The 20,923-nt window shown below is 65.3% G+C and carries 28 protein-coding genes and 1 pseudogene; 15 read left to right on the plus strand and 14 right to left on the minus strand.

The annotated features are described in order from the left end of the window. Positions 1-85 precede the first annotated feature (85 nt). Together ACFWO8_RS15575 and ACFWO8_RS15580 are read left to right on the plus strand one after the other, a co-directional pair. Positions 86-1,012, plus strand: a complete 927-nt coding sequence (locus tag ACFWO8_RS15575; RefSeq protein WP_378950353.1) for a metal-dependent hydrolase — start codon at positions 86-88, stop codon at positions 1,010-1,012. 12 nt (positions 1,013-1,024) lie between these two features. After that, positions 1,025-2,176 (plus strand): hypothetical protein, encoded by a 1,152-nt coding sequence (locus tag ACFWO8_RS15580; RefSeq protein ID WP_378950356.1) that lies wholly within the window; start codon positions 1,025-1,027, stop codon positions 2,174-2,176. Between the two features lie 232 nt (positions 2,177-2,408). On the opposite strand, the gene ACFWO8_RS15585 is transcribed toward ACFWO8_RS15580, so the two are convergent. Continuing rightward, positions 2,409-2,783, minus strand: coding sequence for a VOC family protein (locus ACFWO8_RS15585; RefSeq protein ID WP_378950359.1), 375 nt, complete (start codon positions 2,781-2,783; stop codon positions 2,409-2,411). 134 nt (positions 2,784-2,917) lie between these two features. Here ACFWO8_RS15585 and ACFWO8_RS15590 point away from each other — a divergent pair. The 3 genes and pseudogenes from ACFWO8_RS15590 to ACFWO8_RS15600 form a co-directional block, all read left to right on the plus strand. Beyond that, positions 2,918-2,980: pseudogene (locus ACFWO8_RS15590) on the plus strand (hypothetical protein); the annotation flags it as partial. 4 nt (positions 2,981-2,984) lie between these two features. Continuing rightward, on the plus strand, positions 2,985-3,908 hold the full coding sequence (locus ACFWO8_RS15595) for a helix-turn-helix transcriptional regulator (protein ID WP_378950362.1): 924 nt from the start codon (positions 2,985-2,987) through the stop codon (positions 3,906-3,908). 214 nt (positions 3,909-4,122) lie between these two features. Continuing rightward, positions 4,123-4,944, plus strand: a complete 822-nt coding sequence (locus tag ACFWO8_RS15600) for a CPBP family intramembrane glutamic endopeptidase (protein WP_378950365.1) — start codon at positions 4,123-4,125, stop codon at positions 4,942-4,944. Between the two features lie 96 nt (positions 4,945-5,040). On the opposite strand, the gene ACFWO8_RS15605 is transcribed toward ACFWO8_RS15600, so the two are convergent. Next, positions 5,041-5,637, minus strand: coding sequence for a helix-turn-helix domain-containing protein (locus tag ACFWO8_RS15605; RefSeq protein ID WP_378950370.1), 597 nt, complete (start codon positions 5,635-5,637; stop codon positions 5,041-5,043). An 87-nt stretch (positions 5,638-5,724) separates the two neighbouring features. On the opposite strand from ACFWO8_RS15605, the gene ACFWO8_RS15610 reads away from it, so the two are divergent. After that, positions 5,725-6,234: a class I SAM-dependent methyltransferase gene (locus tag ACFWO8_RS15610; RefSeq protein ID WP_378950373.1), complete on the plus strand. Its 510-nt coding sequence runs from the start codon at positions 5,725-5,727 to the stop codon at positions 6,232-6,234. On the opposite strand, the gene ACFWO8_RS15615 is transcribed toward ACFWO8_RS15610, so the two are convergent. Then, positions 6,231-6,386 carry a hypothetical protein gene (locus ACFWO8_RS15615; RefSeq protein WP_378950376.1) on the minus strand — a complete coding sequence of 52 codons (156 nt, stop codon included), beginning with the start codon at positions 6,384-6,386 and terminating at the stop codon, positions 6,231-6,233. The genes ACFWO8_RS15610 and ACFWO8_RS15615 overlap by 4 nt on opposite strands. Between ACFWO8_RS15615 and ACFWO8_RS15620 the strand changes: the two genes are divergently transcribed. Then, complete coding sequence (locus tag ACFWO8_RS15620; RefSeq protein WP_378950379.1) at positions 6,376-6,861, plus strand: DinB family protein; 486 nt, start codon at positions 6,376-6,378, stop codon at positions 6,859-6,861. The two genes, ACFWO8_RS15615 and ACFWO8_RS15620, sit on opposite strands and share 11 nt — an antisense overlap. A 19-nt stretch (positions 6,862-6,880) precedes the next feature. Beyond that, complete coding sequence (locus tag ACFWO8_RS15625; RefSeq protein ID WP_378950382.1) at positions 6,881-7,909, plus strand: alpha/beta fold hydrolase; 1,029 nt, start codon at positions 6,881-6,883, stop codon at positions 7,907-7,909. 19 nt (positions 7,910-7,928) lie between these two features. On the opposite strand, the gene arfB is transcribed toward ACFWO8_RS15625, so the two are convergent. Both arfB and ACFWO8_RS15635 read right to left on the minus strand, forming a co-directional pair. Continuing rightward, entirely contained in the window at positions 7,929-8,357 is a 429-nt protein-coding gene (gene arfB, locus ACFWO8_RS15630) for an alternative ribosome rescue aminoacyl-tRNA hydrolase ArfB (protein WP_378950387.1), read from the minus strand. Positions 8,358-8,576: 219 nt separating this feature from the next. Beyond that, positions 8,577-9,386, minus strand: a complete 810-nt coding sequence (locus tag ACFWO8_RS15635; RefSeq protein ID WP_378950390.1) for a thioesterase family protein — start codon at positions 9,384-9,386, stop codon at positions 8,577-8,579. 45 nt (positions 9,387-9,431) lie between these two features. On the opposite strand from ACFWO8_RS15635, the gene ACFWO8_RS15640 reads away from it, so the two are divergent. Beyond that, positions 9,432-10,088, plus strand: a complete 657-nt coding sequence (locus ACFWO8_RS15640) for a TetR/AcrR family transcriptional regulator (RefSeq protein ID WP_378950393.1) — start codon at positions 9,432-9,434, stop codon at positions 10,086-10,088. A gap of 113 nt (positions 10,089-10,201) precedes the next feature. Here the strand turns inward: ACFWO8_RS15640 and ACFWO8_RS15645 are convergent, their stop codons facing one another. Continuing rightward, complete coding sequence (locus ACFWO8_RS15645) at positions 10,202-10,522, minus strand: hypothetical protein (protein ID WP_378950396.1); 321 nt, start codon at positions 10,520-10,522, stop codon at positions 10,202-10,204. Between the two features lie 199 nt (positions 10,523-10,721). Between ACFWO8_RS15645 and ACFWO8_RS15650 the strand changes: the two genes are divergently transcribed. The 3 genes from ACFWO8_RS15650 to ACFWO8_RS15660 all read left to right on the plus strand — a co-directional run bounded on the left by ACFWO8_RS15650 (position 10,722) and on the right by ACFWO8_RS15660 (position 12,962). Next, a complete protein-coding gene (locus tag ACFWO8_RS15650) occupies positions 10,722-11,162 on the plus strand; it encodes a pyridoxamine 5'-phosphate oxidase family protein (protein WP_378950401.1) in 441 nt (146 codons plus the stop codon). A 170-nt stretch (positions 11,163-11,332) separates the two neighbouring features. Continuing rightward, positions 11,333-12,385 carry a hypothetical protein gene (locus ACFWO8_RS15655; protein ID WP_378950404.1) on the plus strand — a complete coding sequence of 351 codons (1,053 nt, stop codon included), beginning with the start codon at positions 11,333-11,335 and terminating at the stop codon, positions 12,383-12,385. Between the two features lie 121 nt (positions 12,386-12,506). Continuing rightward, the gene (locus tag ACFWO8_RS15660) at positions 12,507-12,962 is read left to right on the plus strand and encodes an ASCH domain-containing protein (protein WP_378950407.1); all 456 of its coding nucleotides are present in this window, start codon (positions 12,507-12,509) and stop codon (positions 12,960-12,962) included. Between the two features lie 176 nt (positions 12,963-13,138). Here ACFWO8_RS15660 and ACFWO8_RS15665 read toward each other — a convergent pair whose 3' ends face one another. The 3 genes from ACFWO8_RS15665 to ACFWO8_RS15675 form a co-directional block, all read right to left on the minus strand. After that, entirely contained in the window at positions 13,139-13,558 is a 420-nt protein-coding gene (locus ACFWO8_RS15665; protein ID WP_378950410.1) for a VOC family protein, read from the minus strand. Positions 13,559-13,845: 287 nt separating this feature from the next. Beyond that, positions 13,846-14,613, minus strand: coding sequence for a MerR family transcriptional regulator (locus ACFWO8_RS15670; RefSeq protein ID WP_378950414.1), 768 nt, complete (start codon positions 14,611-14,613; stop codon positions 13,846-13,848). A gap of 355 nt (positions 14,614-14,968) precedes the next feature. Next, the gene (locus tag ACFWO8_RS15675) at positions 14,969-15,256 is read right to left on the minus strand and encodes a hypothetical protein (protein ID WP_378950417.1); all 288 of its coding nucleotides are present in this window, start codon (positions 15,254-15,256) and stop codon (positions 14,969-14,971) included. 167 nt (positions 15,257-15,423) lie between these two features. Here ACFWO8_RS15675 and ACFWO8_RS15680 point away from each other — a divergent pair, with 167 nt between their 5' ends. Beyond that, complete coding sequence (locus ACFWO8_RS15680; RefSeq protein ID WP_378950420.1) at positions 15,424-15,906, plus strand: NUDIX domain-containing protein; 483 nt, start codon at positions 15,424-15,426, stop codon at positions 15,904-15,906. A 164-nt stretch (positions 15,907-16,070) separates the two neighbouring features. On the opposite strand, the gene ACFWO8_RS15685 is transcribed toward ACFWO8_RS15680, so the two are convergent. From ACFWO8_RS15685 to ACFWO8_RS15695, 3 genes are all read right to left on the minus strand, one after another. Beyond that, positions 16,071-16,631, minus strand: a complete 561-nt coding sequence (locus ACFWO8_RS15685; RefSeq protein WP_378950423.1) for a nitroreductase family deazaflavin-dependent oxidoreductase — start codon at positions 16,629-16,631, stop codon at positions 16,071-16,073. 315 nt (positions 16,632-16,946) lie between these two features. Further along, on the minus strand, positions 16,947-17,297 hold the full coding sequence (locus ACFWO8_RS15690) for an HNH endonuclease (RefSeq protein ID WP_378950426.1): 351 nt from the start codon (positions 17,295-17,297) through the stop codon (positions 16,947-16,949). 170 nt (positions 17,298-17,467) lie between these two features. Beyond that, a complete protein-coding gene (locus ACFWO8_RS15695; RefSeq protein ID WP_378950429.1) occupies positions 17,468-17,665 on the minus strand; it encodes a hypothetical protein in 198 nt (65 codons plus the stop codon). Positions 17,666-17,995: 330 nt separating this feature from the next. Between ACFWO8_RS15695 and ACFWO8_RS15700 the strand changes: the two genes are divergently transcribed. Further along, positions 17,996-18,466 carry a polyketide cyclase gene (locus tag ACFWO8_RS15700; RefSeq protein ID WP_378950432.1) on the plus strand — a complete coding sequence of 157 codons (471 nt, stop codon included), beginning with the start codon at positions 17,996-17,998 and terminating at the stop codon, positions 18,464-18,466. Here the strand turns inward: ACFWO8_RS15700 and ACFWO8_RS15705 are convergent. Continuing rightward, a complete protein-coding gene (locus ACFWO8_RS15705; protein WP_378950435.1) occupies positions 18,461-19,405 on the minus strand; it encodes an alpha/beta fold hydrolase in 945 nt (314 codons plus the stop codon). The two genes, ACFWO8_RS15700 and ACFWO8_RS15705, sit on opposite strands and share 6 nt — an antisense overlap. Positions 19,406-19,464: 59 nt before the next feature. Between ACFWO8_RS15705 and ACFWO8_RS15710 the strand changes: the two genes are divergently transcribed. Continuing rightward, entirely contained in the window at positions 19,465-20,094 is a 630-nt protein-coding gene (locus tag ACFWO8_RS15710) for a winged helix-turn-helix transcriptional regulator (RefSeq protein ID WP_378950438.1), read from the plus strand. Between the two features lie 98 nt (positions 20,095-20,192). Here the strand turns inward: ACFWO8_RS15710 and ACFWO8_RS15715 are convergent, their stop codons facing one another. Beyond that, positions 20,193-20,888, minus strand: a complete 696-nt coding sequence (locus tag ACFWO8_RS15715) for a class I SAM-dependent methyltransferase (RefSeq protein WP_378950441.1) — start codon at positions 20,886-20,888, stop codon at positions 20,193-20,195. Positions 20,889-20,923 lie beyond the last annotated feature (35 nt).

Below are 20,923 nucleotides of genomic sequence, written 5' to 3' on the forward strand. Positions count from 1 at the left end.
ATTCCTCGAAAGTGATCATACACTCGACGGCTTAATCGTATGATTGCTTTTAATCAACCGTGGCCGACAACGAGGTAGCCCCACCGTGACCGAACTTCACGTCCGCAAAATGGATTTCGCGTTCTCCGACTACGACGTGCCCTTCCTGTGGAACCCACAGAACCCGGCGTTCTCGTCGATGGCCAATGCCGTCTCGTTCCTGGCGATCGGCTTCGAGAAGATGATCGTGCAGCTGATCACGCAGGCGAAACCGCAGATCACCGACCCCGAGGTGGCCTCGGAGGCCGACGCGTTCATGCGTCAGGAGGGTCAGCATTCCACCGCCCACCGCCAGCACGTGAAGGCGCTGATCCGCCGCTATCCTGGTCTGCAACAGACCCTGGACGCGGTGATCGGCGAGTTCGACAAGCTCACCGCCGAGACCTCGGTGAAGTACCGCCTCGCCTACACCGCCGACCTCGAGGCGACGTTCACGCCGGTGTTCAAGCTGATGCTCGACAACGACAAGAATCTGTTCGCCCCCGGCGACGATCGCGTCGCCTCCCTGTTCATCTGGCATTTCGTCGAGGAAGTCGAGCATCGCAGCTCGGCGCTGATCATCTTCAATTCGGTGGTCGACAGTGAGCTGTACCGGATGCGGGTGGCGGCGTCGATCTTCCGGCACGTGCTGCAGGTGATCCGGGTGGCGTGCGCGGGCTTCAACGAGCATGTGCCGCTGGAGGATCGGGAAGTCGACGCGCTGTCGATGTTCGCCAACTACCGCAGGGGCCAGACGCTGCGCCGGTGGCTGCCGTTCCTGCAGCCGGCCGACAACGGGACGATGCCGCGCGCGTTCGACGATCTCGGGCTGCGCGAACAGCTCGTCGCACTGGGCGGCATCATCCGCAGTCAGATGCCGCGGCACAATCCGGAGCACGAGCAGCTCCCCGCGCTCGCCGGCGATTGGTTCCGCCGCTACGACGAGGGCTACGACGTAACCCGTTGGTACACCGCCGATTCCGTCAGCTCGTAGAAGGTAACCCTGATGTCCGACCATTGCTCGAACACCTTCGCCGAGCTCGCCACCGAGCTCGGCTTCTCCTGCGAGGAAGCAGGCGGACTCGTCGAGTTCCGCAGCCCGTTCGCCCTGGAGAACTGGACCCTGCCGGTCCTCGAACTCACCATCGTCATCGGCGCGATTCTCGCGCTCTGGTACGCGATCGTGCGCCTGCGCCGCCACGGCGACCCCACCAACCTGGTCCTGTGGTTCGGCGCCACCGCCTACCTGTTCGTCATCGAACCGCCGCTGTACTTCCCGGCCGCGTTCGGCATCGAGGACCACGTCGACACGATGTTCGCGCACAACGTGTTCACTGTCGACTTCCTCTGGGGCCGACTGCCCATCTACATCATCGCGATCTATCCACTGATGGCGACAATGGCGTTCGGCATCGTCCGGATGCTCGGTATCTTCCGTCGATACGGCGTTCTGATCGGCGCCACCTGCGTGGGTTTCGTGCACCACGCGTTCTACGAGATCTTCGATCACCTCGGACCGCAGCTGCGCTGGTGGGAGTGGTCGGTGGACAACCCGATCAACCAGCCGATGTTCGATTCGGTCCCGATGGGCAGCGTCGTCGTCTTCGCGGCATTGTGGCCGATGTCGCTGGCCTTCTGCGTGCAGTATTTCGTCGGCCGCCACGTCGATGACGGCAGAGCCTTCTCCGGTATCGAATTGACCTGGCGCACAGTCGTCATCGGCCTGCTCGCCTCGGTCGGCACCTTCCTGCTCCCGCTCCCCGCGACCGTCATCGGCATGAGCAACACCACCGTCCGCGGCATCGTCTACGCACTCGAACTGGCCGTCCTCGCGGTGGTCGCCGGGGTCGTGATGGTTCGCCAATGGTCCGAGCTCCGCCGAGGATCCGCGGCAGATCCGCAGTACGTGGACCCGTTCGTGCAACGATTCAGCGCCCTCTACCTCGCCGTCTTCGCCGTCCTCTGGATCGCGTCACTGCCCGCCTTCTTCGACGCCGTCGACGGTCAGACGAGCAACGGCGACCCCATCGGAAACCTCTGGTACACAGCGGCTTGCTTCGCCATCGCCATCGCCTCGGTCCTGGCTACCTTCACCGTGCCACGCACCCAGACGACCCCGGACGCCCCCGCTTCGGCGGCTTCGGAGGTGTCCATCTGATCCAGCTGCGCACCAGTGTTGCCGCGGCGCTCCCCGACGACGTGGGCGGACTGGCACCAGGAGCGGATGATGTCGGCGCCGCACAGGGCAGGCGCCGACATCATTGCCTCTACAGCTGGTCGGAGACCGTGCGATAGCAGAGCAAGATGCTCTCCCTCTGGCTCGACGCTCCGATGCACCGGTCGGCGAATCGCGCGCGGGCAACGCTGCCGAATGGGTTCGCGTGCACGGCCTACGTGGCGATCGGGGTGAAGAGGTTGATCAGGTTGCCATCGGGGTCGCGAAGCAGCAGCGACCGGTTGCCCCACGGCATCGTCGTCGGCTCGTTGACGAAATCGTCGACAGCGTCGCGCAACCTCCGGTAGTCGGCGTCGACGTCGGGGACCATGAACTCGATGATCGCGGTGTGGTTGTCCGCCGGGCGCGCGCTGCCCGCTCCGAACAGCGCCACGGTACGGACGCTGCCGATCGCGAGCGTGCCGACCGGGGTGACGATCTCGGCGAAATCCGGTGTAGCCCACCTGGCTTCGATGCCGGTCACGCGCTGATAGAAGCCGACCAGTTGTTCGATGTCGTCGGTGATCAGGCGGATCGAGACGAGGTTCATTGCGCGCTCCTGCTGTCGGATGGGGCGGAGGTTTCCACCGCCGCACGCCACGGTAGAGCCGATACCGGACAGTTCCCGCCCGGTATCGATGCGAGAATTTCCCGATGACGCGCCCCACCACTCGAGTGCTGGCCATGCTCGAGCTGTTGCAGGCCGGCGGCACCCACACCGTCGGCGAACTCGCCCGACGGCTCGGCGTCGATGAACGCACCGTCCGGCGATACGTCACCCATCTCACCGACCTGGATATCCCGATCGGTCCGTGGCCGCTACGGGGGCTACCGGCTCGCTCCCGGCTACCGGATGCCGCCGCTGATGCTGACCGACGACGAGGCGGTGGCCGTGTTGCTCGGACTCCTCACCAGCCGGTCGACAACGGCCGCCCACGCCGCCGACAGCGCTACGGCCAAACTCCGCCGCGTGCTGCCTCAGCGTCTGACCGCCCGGCTGGACGCACTGATGAACACCGCCGAATTCACCACCGACCCCCGCCCAGCAGTCGCTGTCGAGACCGCTGTCCTCCTGACAATCGCGGAGGCCACCCGCGAGCACCGACCGGTCGCGATCGGCTACACCGACCGGAACGGACAACGCAGTGCGCGGACCGTGCACCCGTACGGGCTCGTCGCCCACTCCGGCCGCTGGTACCTGACAGGGTTGGACAGCAACAGTGCCGACCTACGCCAGTTCCGGCTGGATCGGATCACCGAGGTGACCATTCTCTCCGAAACCTTCGCTCCCCCCATCGAATTCGAGCCGACCACCCATCTGCTGTCCGCACTTGCCACCGCGCCCTATCAGCACGAGGCATCGATCCGAGTCCAGGGCAACCTCACGCAAGTCCGCCCACTCCTCCCCGCGACGATCGCGACGGTGCACGAGATCTCCACGCCCCCCGACACCGCCCCGTGGGTCCGGGTCCTGATCCGAGCCGAACAACTCGACTGGATTCCCCCCGTCCTCGCCGGCCTCGACCGCCCGTTCATCATCGAACACCCCGACGCCCTGAACGACGCCGTGCGCGCCCTGGGCCGCCGACTTACGGCAGCGGCGACGTCAGATCCGAAACCCACCGTTGTGGGTGTCGGCGGGCCGAGCCGTCGCGGCTCAGACCACATCCGATAGTTCCGATGACCGTGCAGCTGTCGCGGCTTGGTATTCACCGAGCAACGTACTGGTCGGCAAGATGCCCTACGCCCATCTGGGCGATCAGCAAGTGCGAGCGGACAGTACGGTCTCACTCTCGAGTACTACTGAGGAACTCTCCCACGGAGTGATGTGGCGCGACGCGACGCGTTCGTAATCTCGCCGGACTGCACAAACGGCGAGAGGACATTCGATGGCGATCCTTACCGAGCGGAAAACGCCGCTGCAGCGGTTCCGGGTGCCGGTTCTGCTCGTCGGGACGGTCGTGTTGCTGATCGCCGCCCGGGGGGTGGACGCGCTCGTTTCGGGTGTGCCTGTATTGCGGTTCTCCCTCGGGATCGGCGCGGCCGCCGGGGCCGTCTTCGCCTATACGTGGCTTTCCCGCCGTGTCGAGAACCGGGTGGAGGTCACGGAACTGGCCGCCGCGGGGCGGTGGAGCGGGCTCGGGCACGGTGCGCTCATCGGCGCCGGGGCTTTCCTCGCGACGATGCTGCTTGCGGTCCTGTTCACCGACGCCGACGTCACCAGTGGCTCATTCGGGGCCTGCCTGGGCGTGGCCGGCTCGATGGCCTCAGTGGCGGTCACCGAGGAACTGCTGTTCCGTGGCGTGGTGCACCGCATCCTGGAGGAACGGACCGGCAGCATCGTCGCGATCGCGGTCTCGTCACTGATCTTCGGTCTGACACACTTGGTCAACAGCAACGCCACGCTATGGGGCACCCTGGCCATCGCGGTCGAAGGTGGCGCGCTGCTGGCCATCGCCTACACCGCCACTCGGTCGCTGTGGTTGCCGATCGGCCTGCATTTCGCTTGGAACTTCACGGAGTCCGGCGTGTTCGGCACTGCGGTATCCGGCGCTGACGGCGAACCCGGCCTGCTGCGCACCGTCCTTTCCGGACCAGAGGTGCTTACCGGTGCGACATTCGGTCCAGAAGCGAGCCTCTTCGCGCTGCTGTGCTGCCTGGTCCCGGCGGTGTGGCTGCTCCGCAGTGCGAAGCTCGTCACCCGGCGTTGACCGGTTCCCCTCCGGACCTCCCGGAATCGCCGGTGCACCACGCGTCGCCGGGCCCGGTCGCAGGTGAGCGTTCGGTGGCGAACAGATGGTCACACATCAATGGCCCTCGCCGTGCGATGACCCAGTTGCGTCGGCGCGCACGTGCGCACGCATCCCTTGCACGCCGAACAGGATCAGTAGTTCGACCGCACCGCCGTCGGCGCTGCCGAGCCAGTGCGGCAAGGATGTGTCGAACTCGGCGGCCTCACCGGCCGACAATGTCAGTTCGCGCTCGCCGAGCACCAGCCGCAGGCGACCGTTGAGCACGTACAGCCATTCGAAACCGTCATGTGTCTGCGGTGTCGGTTCGAGCGGTTCGGGCACCGCGGGAATGATCATCTTGAACGCCTGTACCCCACCCGGCCGCCGCGACAGCGGCACGAAGATCAGCCCGAACCGCCGGATCGGCTTCAGGTGGATTCGAGGGTCGCCGGTGCGCGGGGCACCGACGAGATCGTCCAGCGGAACGTCGTAGGTGCGTGCGAGGGGCAGCAGCAACTCCAGAGTCGCCCGGCGCTGCCCACTCTCCAGTCGAGACAAGGTGCTCTCCGATACCCCGGTCCGCGCCGACAAGTCGGCGAGGGTGATGCCGCGGTCGCGACGCAGCGCCCGCAGCCGCGGGCCGACCATGTCGAGCACGTCTTCCGTATCCATGAGTTCATCTTGCCGGAACAGCAAGATTGCGTGCCAGATCGTGCTGGGTCCGGAAACACTGAGAATGTCCCGATCAAAGGAGTCTTGATGAGCGCTACCGATGCGGTCACCTTCTGGAACGGCGTCTACGCCACCCGTTCGCCAGCAACCGACCCGCAGCCGAACGACCTTCTCACCGAGGTGGTTTCGGATCTCTCACCCGCAGACGCGTTGGATCTCGGATGCGGCGACGGCGGCGACACGCTCTGGCTCGCCGACCGGGGTTGGCACGTCACCGCCGTCGACATCTCAGCCGTGGCGCTCGCGCGGCTCACCGACCTCACCAGCTCACACGGCCTGGGTAGCCGCGTCACTACCGAGCCGCATGACCTGCGGAAGTCCTTCCCGCAGGGCCGATTCGACCTGATCTCGGCCCACTACCTACACACCCCCTTCGGCCTGGACCGGGCACCGTCCTGCGCGCGGCCGCGCACGCGCTGTGCCCGGGCGGGCGACTGCTGGTCGTCGACCACGGCTCGACTGCGCCATGGTCGTGGAATCAGGACCCCGACCTCCGCTACCCGAGCCCGCGGGAAGTCGCGGCGGGTATCGATCTAGATCCGGCGACGTGGCTCGTCGAGCGGGCCGACGCACCCCGCCGGATCGCGACGGGACCGGATGGCCGCACCGCCGAGGTCACCGACCACGTCCTGCTGATCCGCCGCACTGTCTGATCCGCCACCGACGAAGGAGACCGCCGTGCCCACCACCAACCGGCGCCGCGATGCCCCGCCGCCCCGGACCGGGAGCAGCGAAACCGCGACTCTGCGCGCATTTCTCGACTACCTGCGGGCCTCGATTGCCGCGAAGGTCGACGGCGCCCCCGAACCGCAGGTGCGAACAGCGGCGGTGCCGTCGGACACGAACCTGCTCGGACTGCTGAATCACCTGACGTTCGTCGAACACTCGATATTCCTCGGGGCCGACGTGACCGACTGGCAGGCGACATTCCGAGCCGCACCGGCAGACAGCGTGGCCGATGTCGTCGCCCGCTACCGCGAGACGGTCGAGCGCGCGAACGAAGTTCTCGATGGGTGCACCGATCTCGGCGGACCCGTGCCGCAGTCGACGCGTCCCGCTCCCAGCGTCCGCTGGGCACTCGTCCACATGATCGAGGAGACCGGCCGCCACGCAGGCCACGCCGACATTCTCCGCGAATTGATCGACGGCGCCACCGGGCGCTGACTTCCCAGGACAGGAACACATGATCACCGCAACCCGGCCGTCGCCGCGCCGCTTCCGCCGATCCGTACGCGCGATGGCGACCGTTACGCTAGCCCTCCTGCTCACGGTCGGCACCGCAGCGTGCACCACGCCGACCCCCGCCGACGTTCCCCCGTACGCCGTTGCCACCCACAATGACCCGGAGTTCGACAATATTTTCCGGCACGAGTTCGCCGATATCGACGGGGTCCGGATGCACTACGTAACCGGTGGCAGCGGCACGCCACTGGTGCTGATACACGGTTGGCCACAGACCTGGTTCGGCTGGTGGCCGATCATGCCAGACCTCGCAGAGAAACACACCGTCTACGCCATCGACCTTCCCGGACTGGGTGACAGCACCGGCTCACCGAGTGGCTACGACAAAGCCACCCTGGCCCACTACGTGCACACCCTGATCGCCGATCGGCTCGGAGTGCGTGACGCCCGCATAGTCGGGCACGATTTCGGTGCCGCGGTGGCATTCCAATACGCCACCCAGTTCCCCGCCGACACCGCACGCCTCGGCTACCTCGATCTGCCGCTACCCGGGCCGGCGATCGATGCGCCCACATACCGTTCAATGAGCTGGCATATCGCCTTCCACTCCCAGCGGCGGGTCCCCGAGGCAGTGGTCGGCGACGATGTCCGCGAGTACCTGGCGCTGTTCTATCCGCAGGTCTCCTTCGGCGGATCTGCCTTCGGTGGCACGTCGGACCGATCCCCGTTCACCGACGCCGAGATCGACGAGTACGCACGGACCTACCGCCGACCCGAAACGCTGGCAGGCGGCTTCGAGCTCTACCGCGCTCTCGACCAGGACGTCCGCGATGCCGTGGCAGCAGCACCGACACAGGTGCCCACGCTGGTGATGACCGCCCAGGGGCAGCTCGACCCGGTCCGGGCGACCGTGGCCCCACGGATGACCAATATCGTGCAGGCAGTGGACGTACCGAACGCAGGACACTGGCTCGTCGAGGAGAACCCGCAGTTCGTCACCTCAGAACTGCTGCGCTTCCTCGACGGATGAGTTCGAGAGCAGGGTGGCACTAATCGTCCGGGGAGGCGCGGCGGTTGCGTTTGGTGACGCCGCGCCGCTTCTTCGCGGAGATGCGACGTTCCTTCGCTCCGCGCGAGGGCTTGGTGGCGCGGCGAACAGGTGGCGGGGCGGCAGCGGCGTCACGCAGTAACGAGACCAGGCGTTCGCGGGCGGCGGCGCGGTTCTGCAGCTGTGCGCGTTGCTCCGATGCGGCGATCGTGAGTACCCCGTTGACCAGTCGGGTGGCCAGCCGGTCGAGCATCCGGGTGCGCAGCCACTCCGGCACCGAGGGCGAGTTCGCGAGGTCGAACGACAGCTCTACCCGGCTGTCGGTGGTGTTGACGTGCTGTCCTCCCGGACTGGACGACCGTGAGAACCGCTCGCGCAACTCGGACGCGGGTATCACCAGCACCCGAGTCACGGTCAGGTCCTCCGCCATGATCCGACGCCGCTCTTTCCGATCCGCGAGTCAACTCGGCCACGTCGGTCTAGTTACGACTGAATGCTGACCTTGTCATGAATGATAGCGATGACCTTGTCGACGTATAACAAGGCCGGCCAACCTCGATCCGGTGTCGTCGACCAGGTCGGCGGGCAGCCGCCTGTACACCTCCCCTGGGTATGCTGGTATTGCGTTACCGAGCGGACTCACACGCGACTACCGTGCGCGTTCAGCAGGCATGCGGACAGCGGCGAGTTGGGTGGCGCGGGCGACGAGATTGCCTTTGCTGTCCCAGGTTTCGGCTGTCTCGTGCATTCGACCTGCGGTGACGTCGGTGGCCTGCATGGTGACGTGGAGGGGGCCCGGGGCGGGGCGGCGGCGCAGATAGGCGGTGAAGCTGATGGTGGGCGCCCAGCCTGGCATGCCCAAGGTCAGGGAAGCCGGGGGTATCGGGTCCAAGGCGATCAGCAGGGAGAAGGAATCCCAGTCGGAGCCATCCGCCAGGCGTAGCCAGGCGGCGATACGACCATCCATGGACGGCTTGCCGACGACGAAGCCCAGGGTCGAGGGGTCGAGGCGATGCTCGACGACATCGAGCAGCGGCACGGGAAATGGGGCGCCCGGCGGGTTCGAGGGGGAATGGAAGCAGTCGTGTTCGGCCGGGATGGCCGGGGCTGTCGAGGTCGTCCACCACGGGTCGGAATCCTCGAGCAAGCCGAGTGTGATCAGGGCTTCGGTGCAGGATCGGCCGTTCTGCTCCAGCCGCGCACGCAGCTGCGTCGAGGCGCGGCCGGCGCGCAGGACTTCGACGGTCACCGTCGCCGCACCAGGCGACGGGGGCGCCAGGAACGTGGCGCTGATCGTGGTCAGGTGCGGGTGATCGGAACGAGCAGCGGCCGCGCGGGCCAGCACAGCCAGGAGGTAGCCGCCGTGCAGCTTGTCGCCCACGGCCCATTGCGGGTCGAGGTCTGCTGCGAAAGCGTCGCTACCGGGGATTACCGCCGTGGCGTCGGCGAAGGTCTGCATACCGTCAGGTTGACACCGTCAGGTTGACAATGTCAATGTGATGAGGTGACGGACAGAAGGGTGCGAGCCAATCCGGGACAGGGCGGGCGGCTGCGGGAAGAGATCCTGGCGGCCGCCGAGCAGTTGCTCGAAACCGCCGGTACCGAGGACGCGCTCACGGTGCGCGCCGTCGCCTCGGCCGCCGGAGTTTCCACTCCGTCGGTCTATCTACATTTCACCGACCGGGAAGCCCTGCTCGAAGCGGTCTGCATCCGGGTCTGGGGTCAACTGGAAGATTTGTTCCACCGCTGCCAGGTAGCGGACCCGTTCCATTCGCTGGGGCGGTTCGGTCGCGCCTACGTCAAGTTCGCACTCGAGCACCCTGTGCAGTACCGGGTCCTGCTGATGCGCACGTCCAGTTCCGAAAATCCTGCCGCGACAACCTGTTTCCGGTTGATGACCGACGCGATCACCACCTGCGTCGCCACCGGCCTGATGCACGGCGATCCAGGAACACTGGCGCTGCATCTCTGGTCGGCTGCGCACGGCTGCGTCTCACTGCTCATCACCCAACCGCACCTGCCATGGCCCGAAGACCTGGACGACTTCATCGACAACACGATCCGCATGGCAGGTTTCGGCGTCGCCCTCCAAGCGCGCCTGCCCGAGGTGCGAACCAGCCCCGAACTCGCTACCGCCCTGAATAGGCTGCACTCGCCCTGATCCCGGAGAGGTCGGCGGACCGGCGGCGATAGCCGACCTGCCGAGAACCATTCCGCCAGCCTCTCCGCCGACCGATCCCACGATGCCGCATACCGTGCGGTTGTCAGGGCTGGCTACGCCTGGATAACCTCGATCCCCACCATTGCGTTGAGCGAGTCGCAGCTGGCCCAAGACTGGTTCTGCCCGTACTGCGCAGGGCCGTACTTCCAGTAGACGAACGGGACGGGCCACGCCACGCAAGTGAGCTTCACTTGATGCCAGGTCGGCAGCTCGCAATTGGCCATCCCGCCGGTGTTGAAGATGTTGTACACGTGGCAGTTGGCCTGCCACACCGGAACGTCGGCCTGGGCTACACCGCCGACACCGACGAGCGTTGCGGCAGCACTGGCGGTAACAACAACGGCACTTGCAGCAAGCCTTTTCGCAGAAAGCATTGAGAACCTCCTGAATCGATGTTGTCTGGAAGATCGCTGGGTGATCGAAAATGTTACTCAGGCCACGCAGCCGCAACCCTGGAGATCGCCTACTTCGCGGACACCGTCGAGGACTCGAAACAGCTCCCGTAAGGAAGAACGCGTCGAGATCTGGAAAACCTGACAAGAGCTGTCAGCGGGCGGTGACATCCTGTCTTTCATGGCGACATGGCAGCAGTTTGCGAGCGAGGCACCCGAGTTGGCTGCCCACGTGAGATCACGGTTCGATGCGCACAAGACACATGTGCTGGCCACACTGCGCCGGGACGGCGCCCCGCGAGTGAGCGGATCGGAGGTGGAGTTCATCGGACCAGACCTGATGTTCGGTTCCATGCCCGACGCGATGAAGGCAGCCGACCTGCGGCGCGACGGGAGGTGTGCCATCCACGCCCATCCCGGCGACGGTGACGCCAAGGTTATGGGTGTCGCGGTCGAAATCACCGGACCGGCAAAGGTAGCCTTCGGATCGCCACCGGGTGTCCACGACTTCCGCCTCGACCTCACCGGCGCAGTTCTCACCTACGTCGACGCGGCCACAGAGTTGCTCGTAATTCAGCACTGGCAGCCCGGCAGCGGCGTAAGGGTCACCCGGAGAAACTGATCGGCCATCTATGCCTCCGGCCGATCTTCCCTCGGAGATAACGCCTTCATCGTTATGCGAACAGCGCATTACCACCGTCCGCGCGCCCGGAGTGGCGGCGGGCGATCGGCGAGATCGCAGGGCAGACTTGCGCGGTCCAGAGCTCCATCGCCCCCGACACCGAGGCAACGATGACACCGATTCCGGCCGGTATCTCGCTCGACGCACTGTCCGAACTCCCTCAATACCCAACCGGGACATCGTTCGGCCCCGACATCGACACTGCCCATGAGATTCTGCTGTCCGACGCCGGTGCGGACGCGAAGCGAGAGGCGTTCCTCGCATGGGTCGCACGACACCAGCCGTGCATCTTCGGCCGGATGGCCACCAAGTCCGGCACACCCGCCCACGGTTTGGCGATGAACCTGTGCTGGATCGATGAGCAGATGCTCACGGCCGGGCCTCACGCGGTCGCCGCAGCAATCGCCGGGGACCGACAGATCTGGAAGGAACGCTCTGCACGCGGTGAAAGCAGTGCCTTCCTCGTGATTTTCAACAGTCGCCGCCTCGCCCATGCCCGCCCCGGCCCCGAATTCGCCCGGCTATGCACCGATCTGGCCTCCCTGTATCTCTCCGAACTGGCACCAATCCACCCGGACGTGATCTACACCGAGGCCCTCCCGCTGCGTGGGCGCGACGGGGTGCTGCGGTTGTTCAAAGGCAGTGTGCAGCTATTCCACACCGGTGCCCATCTACGGCGACATCACGACCGCCGAATACCCGGCGGCGTAATGATTTCGGTGAACGGGCCTGGGCACTACGCTAATTCCCTTGTCACCCAAGGCTTGTGCGCAGACCTGACCGAATCCGCTCCCGTTGTCCGCCGACTGGCCGCCCGCTCGATCGGCGCCGGCGGCCTCGGTGACGACCGCGCACTCAGTACCACCTGGCACCGCGACCCCCGACCCGCCGAACGTGACACCGCACAGTGGTTCTCCGCGGCCTACCACCTCGACGTCCTGGTCGAATCCGACGTAGTCACAGACCCCCGCATACGCACCAGCCCCTGCCCAGCCCACCAGCAATGGTCCTGGCTACATCTGGACTACATCGACGCCCACGAGACCACTCCCACAGACCGCACCCACGGATGGTTCCACGGGACACCCATTCCCGAACGCGACCTACACCACAACCCCTGGCCCCCCGTCGTTCCCATCGACGCGCCAGACTTCAACTACTGACTTTGCCAACTGCCGCAAACTCGATCCCAGCCCTGAACATCCGCACATGCCGCCTATCGCGTGGTCGCGAACGGACGCATCCGACTATGAGAGCGCCCGTTCTTCATGGTGAGGTGACTGCATGACGAACGACGCACCCTCGCCGGTGGACCTCGCGAGAATGCCCAGGGCCGAGTTCGCCTTCCCCGGTCCGTTGCGGGACAAGCTGGTGGCAGCGATCCTCGACGGTTCCAAAACCTCCACGACGGGGCTCGTCGTCGAGTACGAGCATGAGGGAGCGGCTCTGCCGGAGGCCGGGAGTCATTCGGTGGTTATCGATTCGAACGACTTTCCGGTCGCGGTGATCGAGGTCGCTGACGTGCGTGTCGTCCCACTTGCGCAGGTGGAGCTCGCGCACGTGGTGGATGAGGGTGAGGGCCACGCTAGCGTCGCGGAGTGGCGGGCAGACCATGAGTTGTTTTGGCACAGTAGCCAGTTCCGCGCAGCGTTAGACGACCCAGTGTTCACTGTGGACGATGCGACACTAGTGGTACTTGAACGCTTCCACCTCATCACCGACGTTCACCCCGATGATTGAAGGCAGGTGAACAACGCCCGGTAATGCCGCATACCGCGGCCGTGAATGTCCGCATCTGCCGAATACAGTGTGCTTCTACCCTTGCTCCGCCGCACCGGGGACAAGCAGCCAGATGTTTGCCCGGCCAGGGGTGTCTGGGGTTCAGTCGTCGTTCAATGCAACTTCTCGGTGCTCGATCAGTGCTGCACTGCCGTGATATTGAACATCCAGCTGATCCCGAACTTGTCCACGAGCGAGCCCGCCTCGTCGCCCCACACCTGCTCTTCGAGTAGCAGCGTTACGGTGCCGCCGACCGAAAGCTTCTCGAAGTATCCGCGGAGTTCGTCGTCGCCGCCGACGAAGACCGCAACGTTGTTTCCCGGCTGGTAGGGCGGGTGCCCGGGCCGGTCGTACGGGAAGTCCCAACCCATCAGCGTGTAGCCCGCCGGTGTGTCGAGCCGGGCATGCATGACATTTTCAGCGTTGGGCGCTTCCGGTGAGCCGAAGTCCGCGACCGTTCCGAGCTCCAATTCGCCCCCGAAGACCTCCTGATAGAACTCCATTGCTTGCCGCGCGTTGCCGTTGAACACGATGCACGGGTTGACTCCAGAACTCACTCGACGCTCCTTTTGACGCGTGACCGATCGGGCCGTCCGCCGGTCGCCAAGTCAGCCTGTCAAGCAATCACGACACCTTCTGTCGTGATTGCTTGTAGAACTCGAGTACGGCTGCGCCAGCGTGGAATGCCCGCTTTTGCGGCGGAGCGCGCGTTGGACAGCCGCCCAGAGCTGTTGGCCGCCAGAGTCTCTGGAACGTCCGCTTCTGCCGAATACAGGGTGCTCGTCAGCTACCTGAAGCTGCGCGTCCAAGGTCGGCCGACCCGACCCTGCGGCTGCCGCCTACATCAGGTGAGCCGGGTGTCGGCGAAGACCACCATCGCGTCGCGGTAGTACGTCGCAAGCCCCGCAGCGATACGGTCGAAATTCTCGGCGTAGGCCGGCTCTTCATATGTACGAGCCAGTGCCTTGAACTCACGAGCGTCCGGGTACCAGCTCGTGCGCACGAGCTGGTACGCCGTCTCGATCTCCGCCTGTACGGACGGGTCACTTACCGCGGTCTCGGATGCCATGAATTCGGCCATCCGAATCATCGCTGCGGTCGTTTCTCGCTGCATTCGCTCGATGTCCTCGACGCTGAGCGAGTCGATGAACTGTTGCGATCGCTGCCGGGCCTGGTCCTGATCCGGCCAATCGACGCCTTTTACCGCCTCGTACAAGTTCGGATCGAAACCTTCGAAAAGGTTTTCCGGCCTATTGATTTCGGTCACAGCTCCTGTGCCCTTCTGGCTCTCGAGTTCCTCGATGGTGCGGGCAAGCGTGTGTGCCACCCGAGTGAGACGATCACGCTTGTCGGTCACGCTCGCGTGGTGCTCGCGCAGCGCCTGCACGTGGTCGGTCTGGCCGTCGAGAATCGCCGCGATGGCATCGAGCGGCATATCGAACTCCCGCAACACGAGAATCTGCTGCAACCGCAGCAGTTGCTCCTGCTCGTAGACGCGGTAGCCGTTGCTGCGAATACCGGCGGGCGATAGCAGCCCGATCTCGTCGTAGTACCGCAGCGTGCGCGGCGTCACGCCCGACATGCGGGCAATCTCGGCAACAGACCAGAACACACCCATCCTCCTGCTCGAACTCCGCCGGCCGATCCGGCACCTCGACGCTAAACATGCACGCAACGTAAACCTCAAGACCCGCGCGCCCGAGACCTCCACGCCAGTGCCGTGGGGACGACTGCTGCCATCGGTACCGCGCAGAGTACGTTGCGGGACCTGTCCGCCCTGGCCGCCGCAGAGGCCATCAGATGGCGCGAAAACACCGCCACTTACCGCTGCTAGTCACAGCGCCTGGCGTTCTCACCAGTACGGCTGTTCGAAAACTGTTCGTCTCGTGTGCATCCGCCGCAGCCAGCCAGTCATCTCGGCGTTGGCCAGCCGAGTGCTCACCCAGCCCGCTGGTGGTCTCGTCACCTCACCGCCGCCGAGCCTTATCAGGGTTGATGGAGAGTCGAATATCCTTGTACACCACGGTGTTCGGCGCATCGTCGTGGTTGTCCGGGTCGCCGGAGTCCGCAGGATCCGGCAGTTCCGCGATCTCCTCGATGACGATCTGTGCGCGCGCCGCGCCGGGATCGAACATCTCCTGAAACGGCCCGACGAACGACCCCCCGAGACCGCGGTGCTTCGCCCGAACAGCCGCCCATCCGAACAGTGCCAACGGGCCGATCGTTGCGATCAGCAGTAACAAGTCCCCGCCCATGTCCACGAGCGTACCGATGAGGGGCCGACTTTCCGTTGATCACCGAACCTGACTAACCAGCTTCAGATGCACTCAGCGAGCCTAGGCGTGTCTGCATATACCGCCTACCGCGGCCACCTGAGCTGCTGCGCAACGTCTGACGGTCGGGCTGGATAGTGTTGTGCCCCATGGGGTCTGAACTAGTCGAAGACGTTTCCGAGCTGCCGCGGAAGCGGATGGGAGCGGGTGCCTTGTTTGTCGATGAGTGTGACCGCGTATTGCTGGTCGAGCCGACGTACAAGGACTACTGGGAATTACCGGGAGGCGTCGTCGAAGCCAACGAGTCGCCCCTTGCCGCGGTTGTTCGGGAGATCGATGAGGAGCTCGGCCTGACGGTGTCGATGGGCCGGTTACTGGTGGTGGATTGGGTTCCGCCAGGTCTATATCCCAACGACGGGGTGATGTTCCTCTATGACGGCGGGCAGCTCAGAGCCGATCAGACTGCGGCCATAGCCTTGCAAGCGCAAGAGCTTGTCAGTTGGGCCTGGTGTGATGAGTCGGAGGTCTCGGAGCGGCTGCCGGCGGTGCTGGCTCGCCGCGTGGCCGCCGCGCGCTCACTCCGCCGGGATGGTGGCGTCGCCTATCTCGAGGATGGCTTTGTCATTGCGTGATCAAGCGTGGCTTTGGTCGTGAAGTCTGGTGTCGGTTGGTCGCGCAGTCTGGGCATCAGTCGGGCGGCTTGCAGCTGGATTCTGGTCACGAATCGACCACCGCCCGGCCAGCGAGTCGGCCGAGCGGTGTTGTTGGTGGCCCCGCCGTGCCATTCGAGCGCGAGCTAGGAGTGGGCGTCGATGCGGAATACTGCAATCCGATCGGCGGCCTCAGCAATAGCCTGCGGGGTCGGATCCTCGACCAAGCCGGTCGTGACGAACAGCTTGCCGACCCGTGCATGGCTGTTCTCGATGTGGTCGCGCAGTATCGGTCGACGTTCCTCGACGGATAGTTCTACCAACTTCACGACCGAGGATCGACGGCCCCGCGAGAGGGTGACCGTCTGCGCTGCGCGAACGTTGGCGACCCAGGCTGCTTTCGGGTATGCCTGGAAGATGTAGCGTTGCCCTGCAATGGGAATCACCCCGATCGCCGCGATCCGTGGCTGGCCGGTTCGGCGCCCGGTCGTGGTAATCAGGTAGTGGGGCCCTAGGGCGATTCCCATCTTCTGCAGTCTGATGATCACCTTGTTGAACTTCTCGACCTTGCGGCGAAATTGCTCCGCGGTTTGAGCCATGATTATCTTCCTCCCCGCCAGACCTTCTCGTCTGGACTGCTCACCTCGGCTGATCGGTAGGCCGAACGCGAATAACGTCGCCGGCACCATCCGGTGATGGCTCTCCATCCGCCGAGGATGGTGTCGCTCCACGGACCTCGACTGTTACTCACTCGCAGCTGAATAGCTTGTGACTGTTCGCATTCCAGCATCGGGAGTTCAGTCGGCGGAAACCACCGGCGGTGCGGAGGGTCAGCTTTTGCCGGCTCGGGAGTGGGCGAGTCGGAGTGGCGCGTTGCGACGGCTTAGATTGCACCCTCACCAGCACGGCGGCGCATGGTGCGCGCGATTTGGTTGGCCGGCCGACATCGGAAAACGCGGGAGTAGCCGAATAGGATGTGTCCCCCGAGACTACTGGAGAACTTCCATCACCGATTTACGTCACTAGGCGAACCGGGTAGTGAGCTCGGTCGCGATCTCGTAGTGGCGCACGAGGAACGAGCGTTCGTCGAGCTTCTTGCGCCGCAGCCAGCCGGTCACCTCGGCGTTGCACTTGCTGGCGTTGCACGACCCGCACGCGGGCACGACATTGCCGAGCGTGTAGCGGCCGCCGCGCGAGATTGCCTGCACACAGTCCTTCTGCAGCGAGGTGACAGGGGAACCACAGTAAGCACACCCGCCCCAGGACACCTTGAGCGCGTCCCATTGCGCGTCGGTGAGGTCGTGGGTGACCTGCGCCATCCGCTTCTTACGCTTACGCGCGGCGCGAACCTGTTTGCTACCACCAGTCGGCACGGGGGGTGACACTACGCGTCACGGTGCCGGCCGAGCAGCAGGACTGGCGTGAATGGTTCGACGAGACCAGGCGCAGACCGTGGAACGGCATTGCTGACCGCGCGAAGCGACCCGGTCGCCCATTCGAGGTGACCGGGTCGCTCGCAATATTCAGTTCAGGATGCTGCGGGCTACCCGCTGAGGCTGGACGAGCCGGCGCTCAGCAGTTGCAGGATGTTCTGCAAGAAGTCGCACCCGCCCGGCGCGCCGATGGGGAACTCGACGCACCCTGCGACGGGGGCGACCTGTTCGGTGGCGGCTTGGGCGGTAGCCATCGGGGCCAGCATCAGTGCACCGGCCAGTGTGGCCGCAGCGAGTGATCGTTTCATCGAAATTCCTTACTGCTCTGCGTTTTCGAACTGTCCAACTGCCCGAGCGGCGAAGATCACGCTATTGGGGCATCAGCTCAGCCACTAGACCCCGGTTCCGTGGCCCACGGATCCGGGGGCACTGCCCGGCAGTTCGTACCCCCTGGCGGCTCAGAACATCCGATAGTGCTGGTGACCCTCGACTGACGTGAAAGTGGTCTCGACAACGGCCGCAGTTTTCACCACGACCGAATACCCGCCAATCGCAACTGATTACGGTCGCCTCGCCACCCCAGCTCCGGCGGCTCACACCCGGTCCTGCGTCGACGACGAGTATGCGAGGGTAGTGGCATGACGGTAGAACGGTTCGAGGTCCAGCGGCATGTCACCGCGTCACCTTCGGAAATCTTCACGCTGCTGTGCTCCCCCGAAGGGCACGTAGCCATCGACAGTTCGGGCATGCTGCAATCGGCGGAAGGGAAACCCGTCACGGGCGTCGGGGATGAGTTCATCGTGCACATGGACCGCGAGTCGCTCAACGACCTGCCGATGGGCAAATACGACGTGACGGTGATCATCACCGAATTCGAGCAGGACACCCAGCTCGAATGGACGATCGCGGGCACGATCAAGCCGCCGATCGAGCACCGGTACGGCTATCGCCTGGAGGCCGACGAGACCGGCACACTGGTTACCTCGTACTACGACTGGAGCAAGATCGCGCCCCGCTATCGCGAGGTGGCCATCTTCCCGATCATTCCCGAGTCGGCACTGCGCGCCACCCTCGGCATTCTCGCCCGCACCGTCCAGAGCAGCCTATAGTTCTGTCTCACCCGCCCGGGTCGCGTCTCGACGCTGCGTCGCTGTCCAGTCGCGGATCGCGGCGACGAACTCCTCGGGCGCGTCGGATTCCACGTAGGTGCCTGCGCCTTCGACGATCACGGTCTTGTGGTCGGTGAACGTCGCTTCCAGGCGCTCGCGCTCCTGGGGGCGGAAGGCGATGTCGGCGTCACCCCACACGATCAGTGTCGGCAGGTGCGCGATGTCGGCAAGCCCGGCTTCGACCGCGGCGAAGAAGTCCCGACTGGCGAGGACCCGGCCGGGGAGCACGGCGGAAGCCTGGCGCCGCTCCGGGGTGTTCAGCGCCTGGCTGTAGTGGGCCATTTCGGCAGTGGTCGGCTTCCGCCTTCGGTGGCAGGTGGGGATGAAGGCTTTGACCAGGAGGTTGAACCGCCGGACCAGGAAGCGGAACGGGAGTCCGCCGATGACGCGACCGAACCACTCGAAATGGAATATCCCGTTGACCGGCCAGGCCCAGGTGTTGGCGAGCACCAGCCGATCGAAGACGGCCGAGCGCCGCTGCACGACCGCCAAGCCGACCATTCCGCCCCAGTCCTGCCCGACCAACGTGACCCGATCGAGGCCGAGCACGTCGACGAACCCGGCGACCACGTCCGCGTGTTCCTCGGGCAGGTAGCGGTAGCCGGGCTTCGCCGTCGACACTCCGAAGCCTGGGTAGTCGAGGGCTATGCACCGGAAGTCATCGCGCAGTGCGCGGATCACGTCGCGCCAGAGGAATGACCAGGTCGGATTGCCGTGCAGGAGCAGGAGTGTGAGACCTGACCCCTCGTCGACGTAGTGCACGGTGTGCCCGTCGATGTCGATGAACCGGCTCTCGAACGGGAACAGATCGTCGTCGACCCAACCGGGCCGCACGCTCTTGGTGATATCGGCCATGGCGGCCCCCTCCGGGCTCGGCATCAACGGTATGCTTGAGCATGTCACGTGCACTTGAGAATTTCAAGCGATTGTAGGGAATAATGCGTAGCTACGGCCAGTACTGCGGGCTCGCCCGGTCCCTCGAAGTCGTCGGCGACCGGTGGAACCTGCTGATCGTCCGCCAGCTCCTGATCGCCCCCGCCCGCTACCGCGACCTGATCGACGGCCTTCCCGGCATCGCGACCAACTTGCTCGCCGATCGGCTCCGTGACCTCGAGGCCGCCGGCGTGGTCGAGCGGCGGCTGGCCGGCGAGGGAAGCATCGTCGAGTACGCCCTCACGCCGTGGGGCGCCGAGCTGCGCCAGCCGATCGAAAGCCTGATCCGCTGGTCCACCCCGTTGATGGTCCACGGCCCCGCCGACGGTGATTCCTTCCGCCCCGGCTGGCTCGCCCTCGCCGTCCCCGCCCTGCTCGACACCCGGGTCGAGGTCCGCCCGTCGGCGACGGTCGGGCTCGAGATCGGCGGTCCCCTGCTCCAGCTCCGCGCGACGCACTCCGGCTTCGAAGTCGGCCAACACGATGACCGCGACCTCGACGCGACCGTCCGCGCCGACCCTGCTTACATTCTCGGCTTGGCCGCAGGCGCCCTCACCCTCAGCGACGCCCTCGCCCTCGGACTGGTGGAGATCGACGGCGACGAGTCCGTCGTCCGCACCGTCTTCGCCGCCTGACAGTGGCCGATCCGGCAGGCGCACGGCGGCAGCATCTCCTGGACGTACCGCGCCGTCCGACGCCTGCGAACGGCCGCATACACCGGTAAGTGGCTGTACTACGCACCATCCGGGCGTCGGGCTACGAAGACATATTCGCGACTGTCCTCGCTGAACGGTTCGCCCGCGAACCCGCCATGGAGTGCCTCGAGTTCCAGCCCCGCCACGTCGAGGAGTCCGAGCCACTCGTTCTTCGTCGCCCACCACAGGGAGCTCACCGCGCCATCGTCGCGGACGAGGTCAATTCGGTTGTCGCCCACCGCATACCGGATTGTGTGCGGGATCGGTCCGAGCTGGCGGGTGCCGTCCAGGCGGGCCGCGGTGTGGTGATCGAAGGCGAACGCGTTCCACGCGAATCGTCCGCCGGGCCGCAGGGAGGCGGCTACCCGTTCGAAGACGCGGCGGCGGTCGGCCCAGGTGTTCAGGTGCAGTAGCGCGCGGAATGGACAGTAGATCAATGCGGCCGGCTGATCGAGACGCAGATCGCGCATGTCGGCCTCGCGCAATTCGAGCCGCACACCGGCCTCATCGGCCCGGATCATGGCCTGCTCGAGCATTCGAGGAGACGTGTCGATGCCGATCACGGGCTGCCCGGTGGCTCGGGCAACCGGGATGGCCACCCGGCCGTTGCCGATCGCGAGTTCGACCAACGGCCCGTCGGCGCGACCGGCAAGCTCGACATAGAAGGCGATATCCGCCGTCATATCGGCCGACCATTCGTCATAGTGATCCGCGAATGCCTCGTTCCAGCTCATACGCGCAAGCCTGCCCGTCTACTAGAGAAAACCCC

It is taken from the genome of Nocardia sp. NPDC058480 (assembly GCF_042720495.1).
Classification (GTDB): Bacteria; Actinomycetota; Actinomycetes; order Mycobacteriales; family Mycobacteriaceae; genus Nocardia.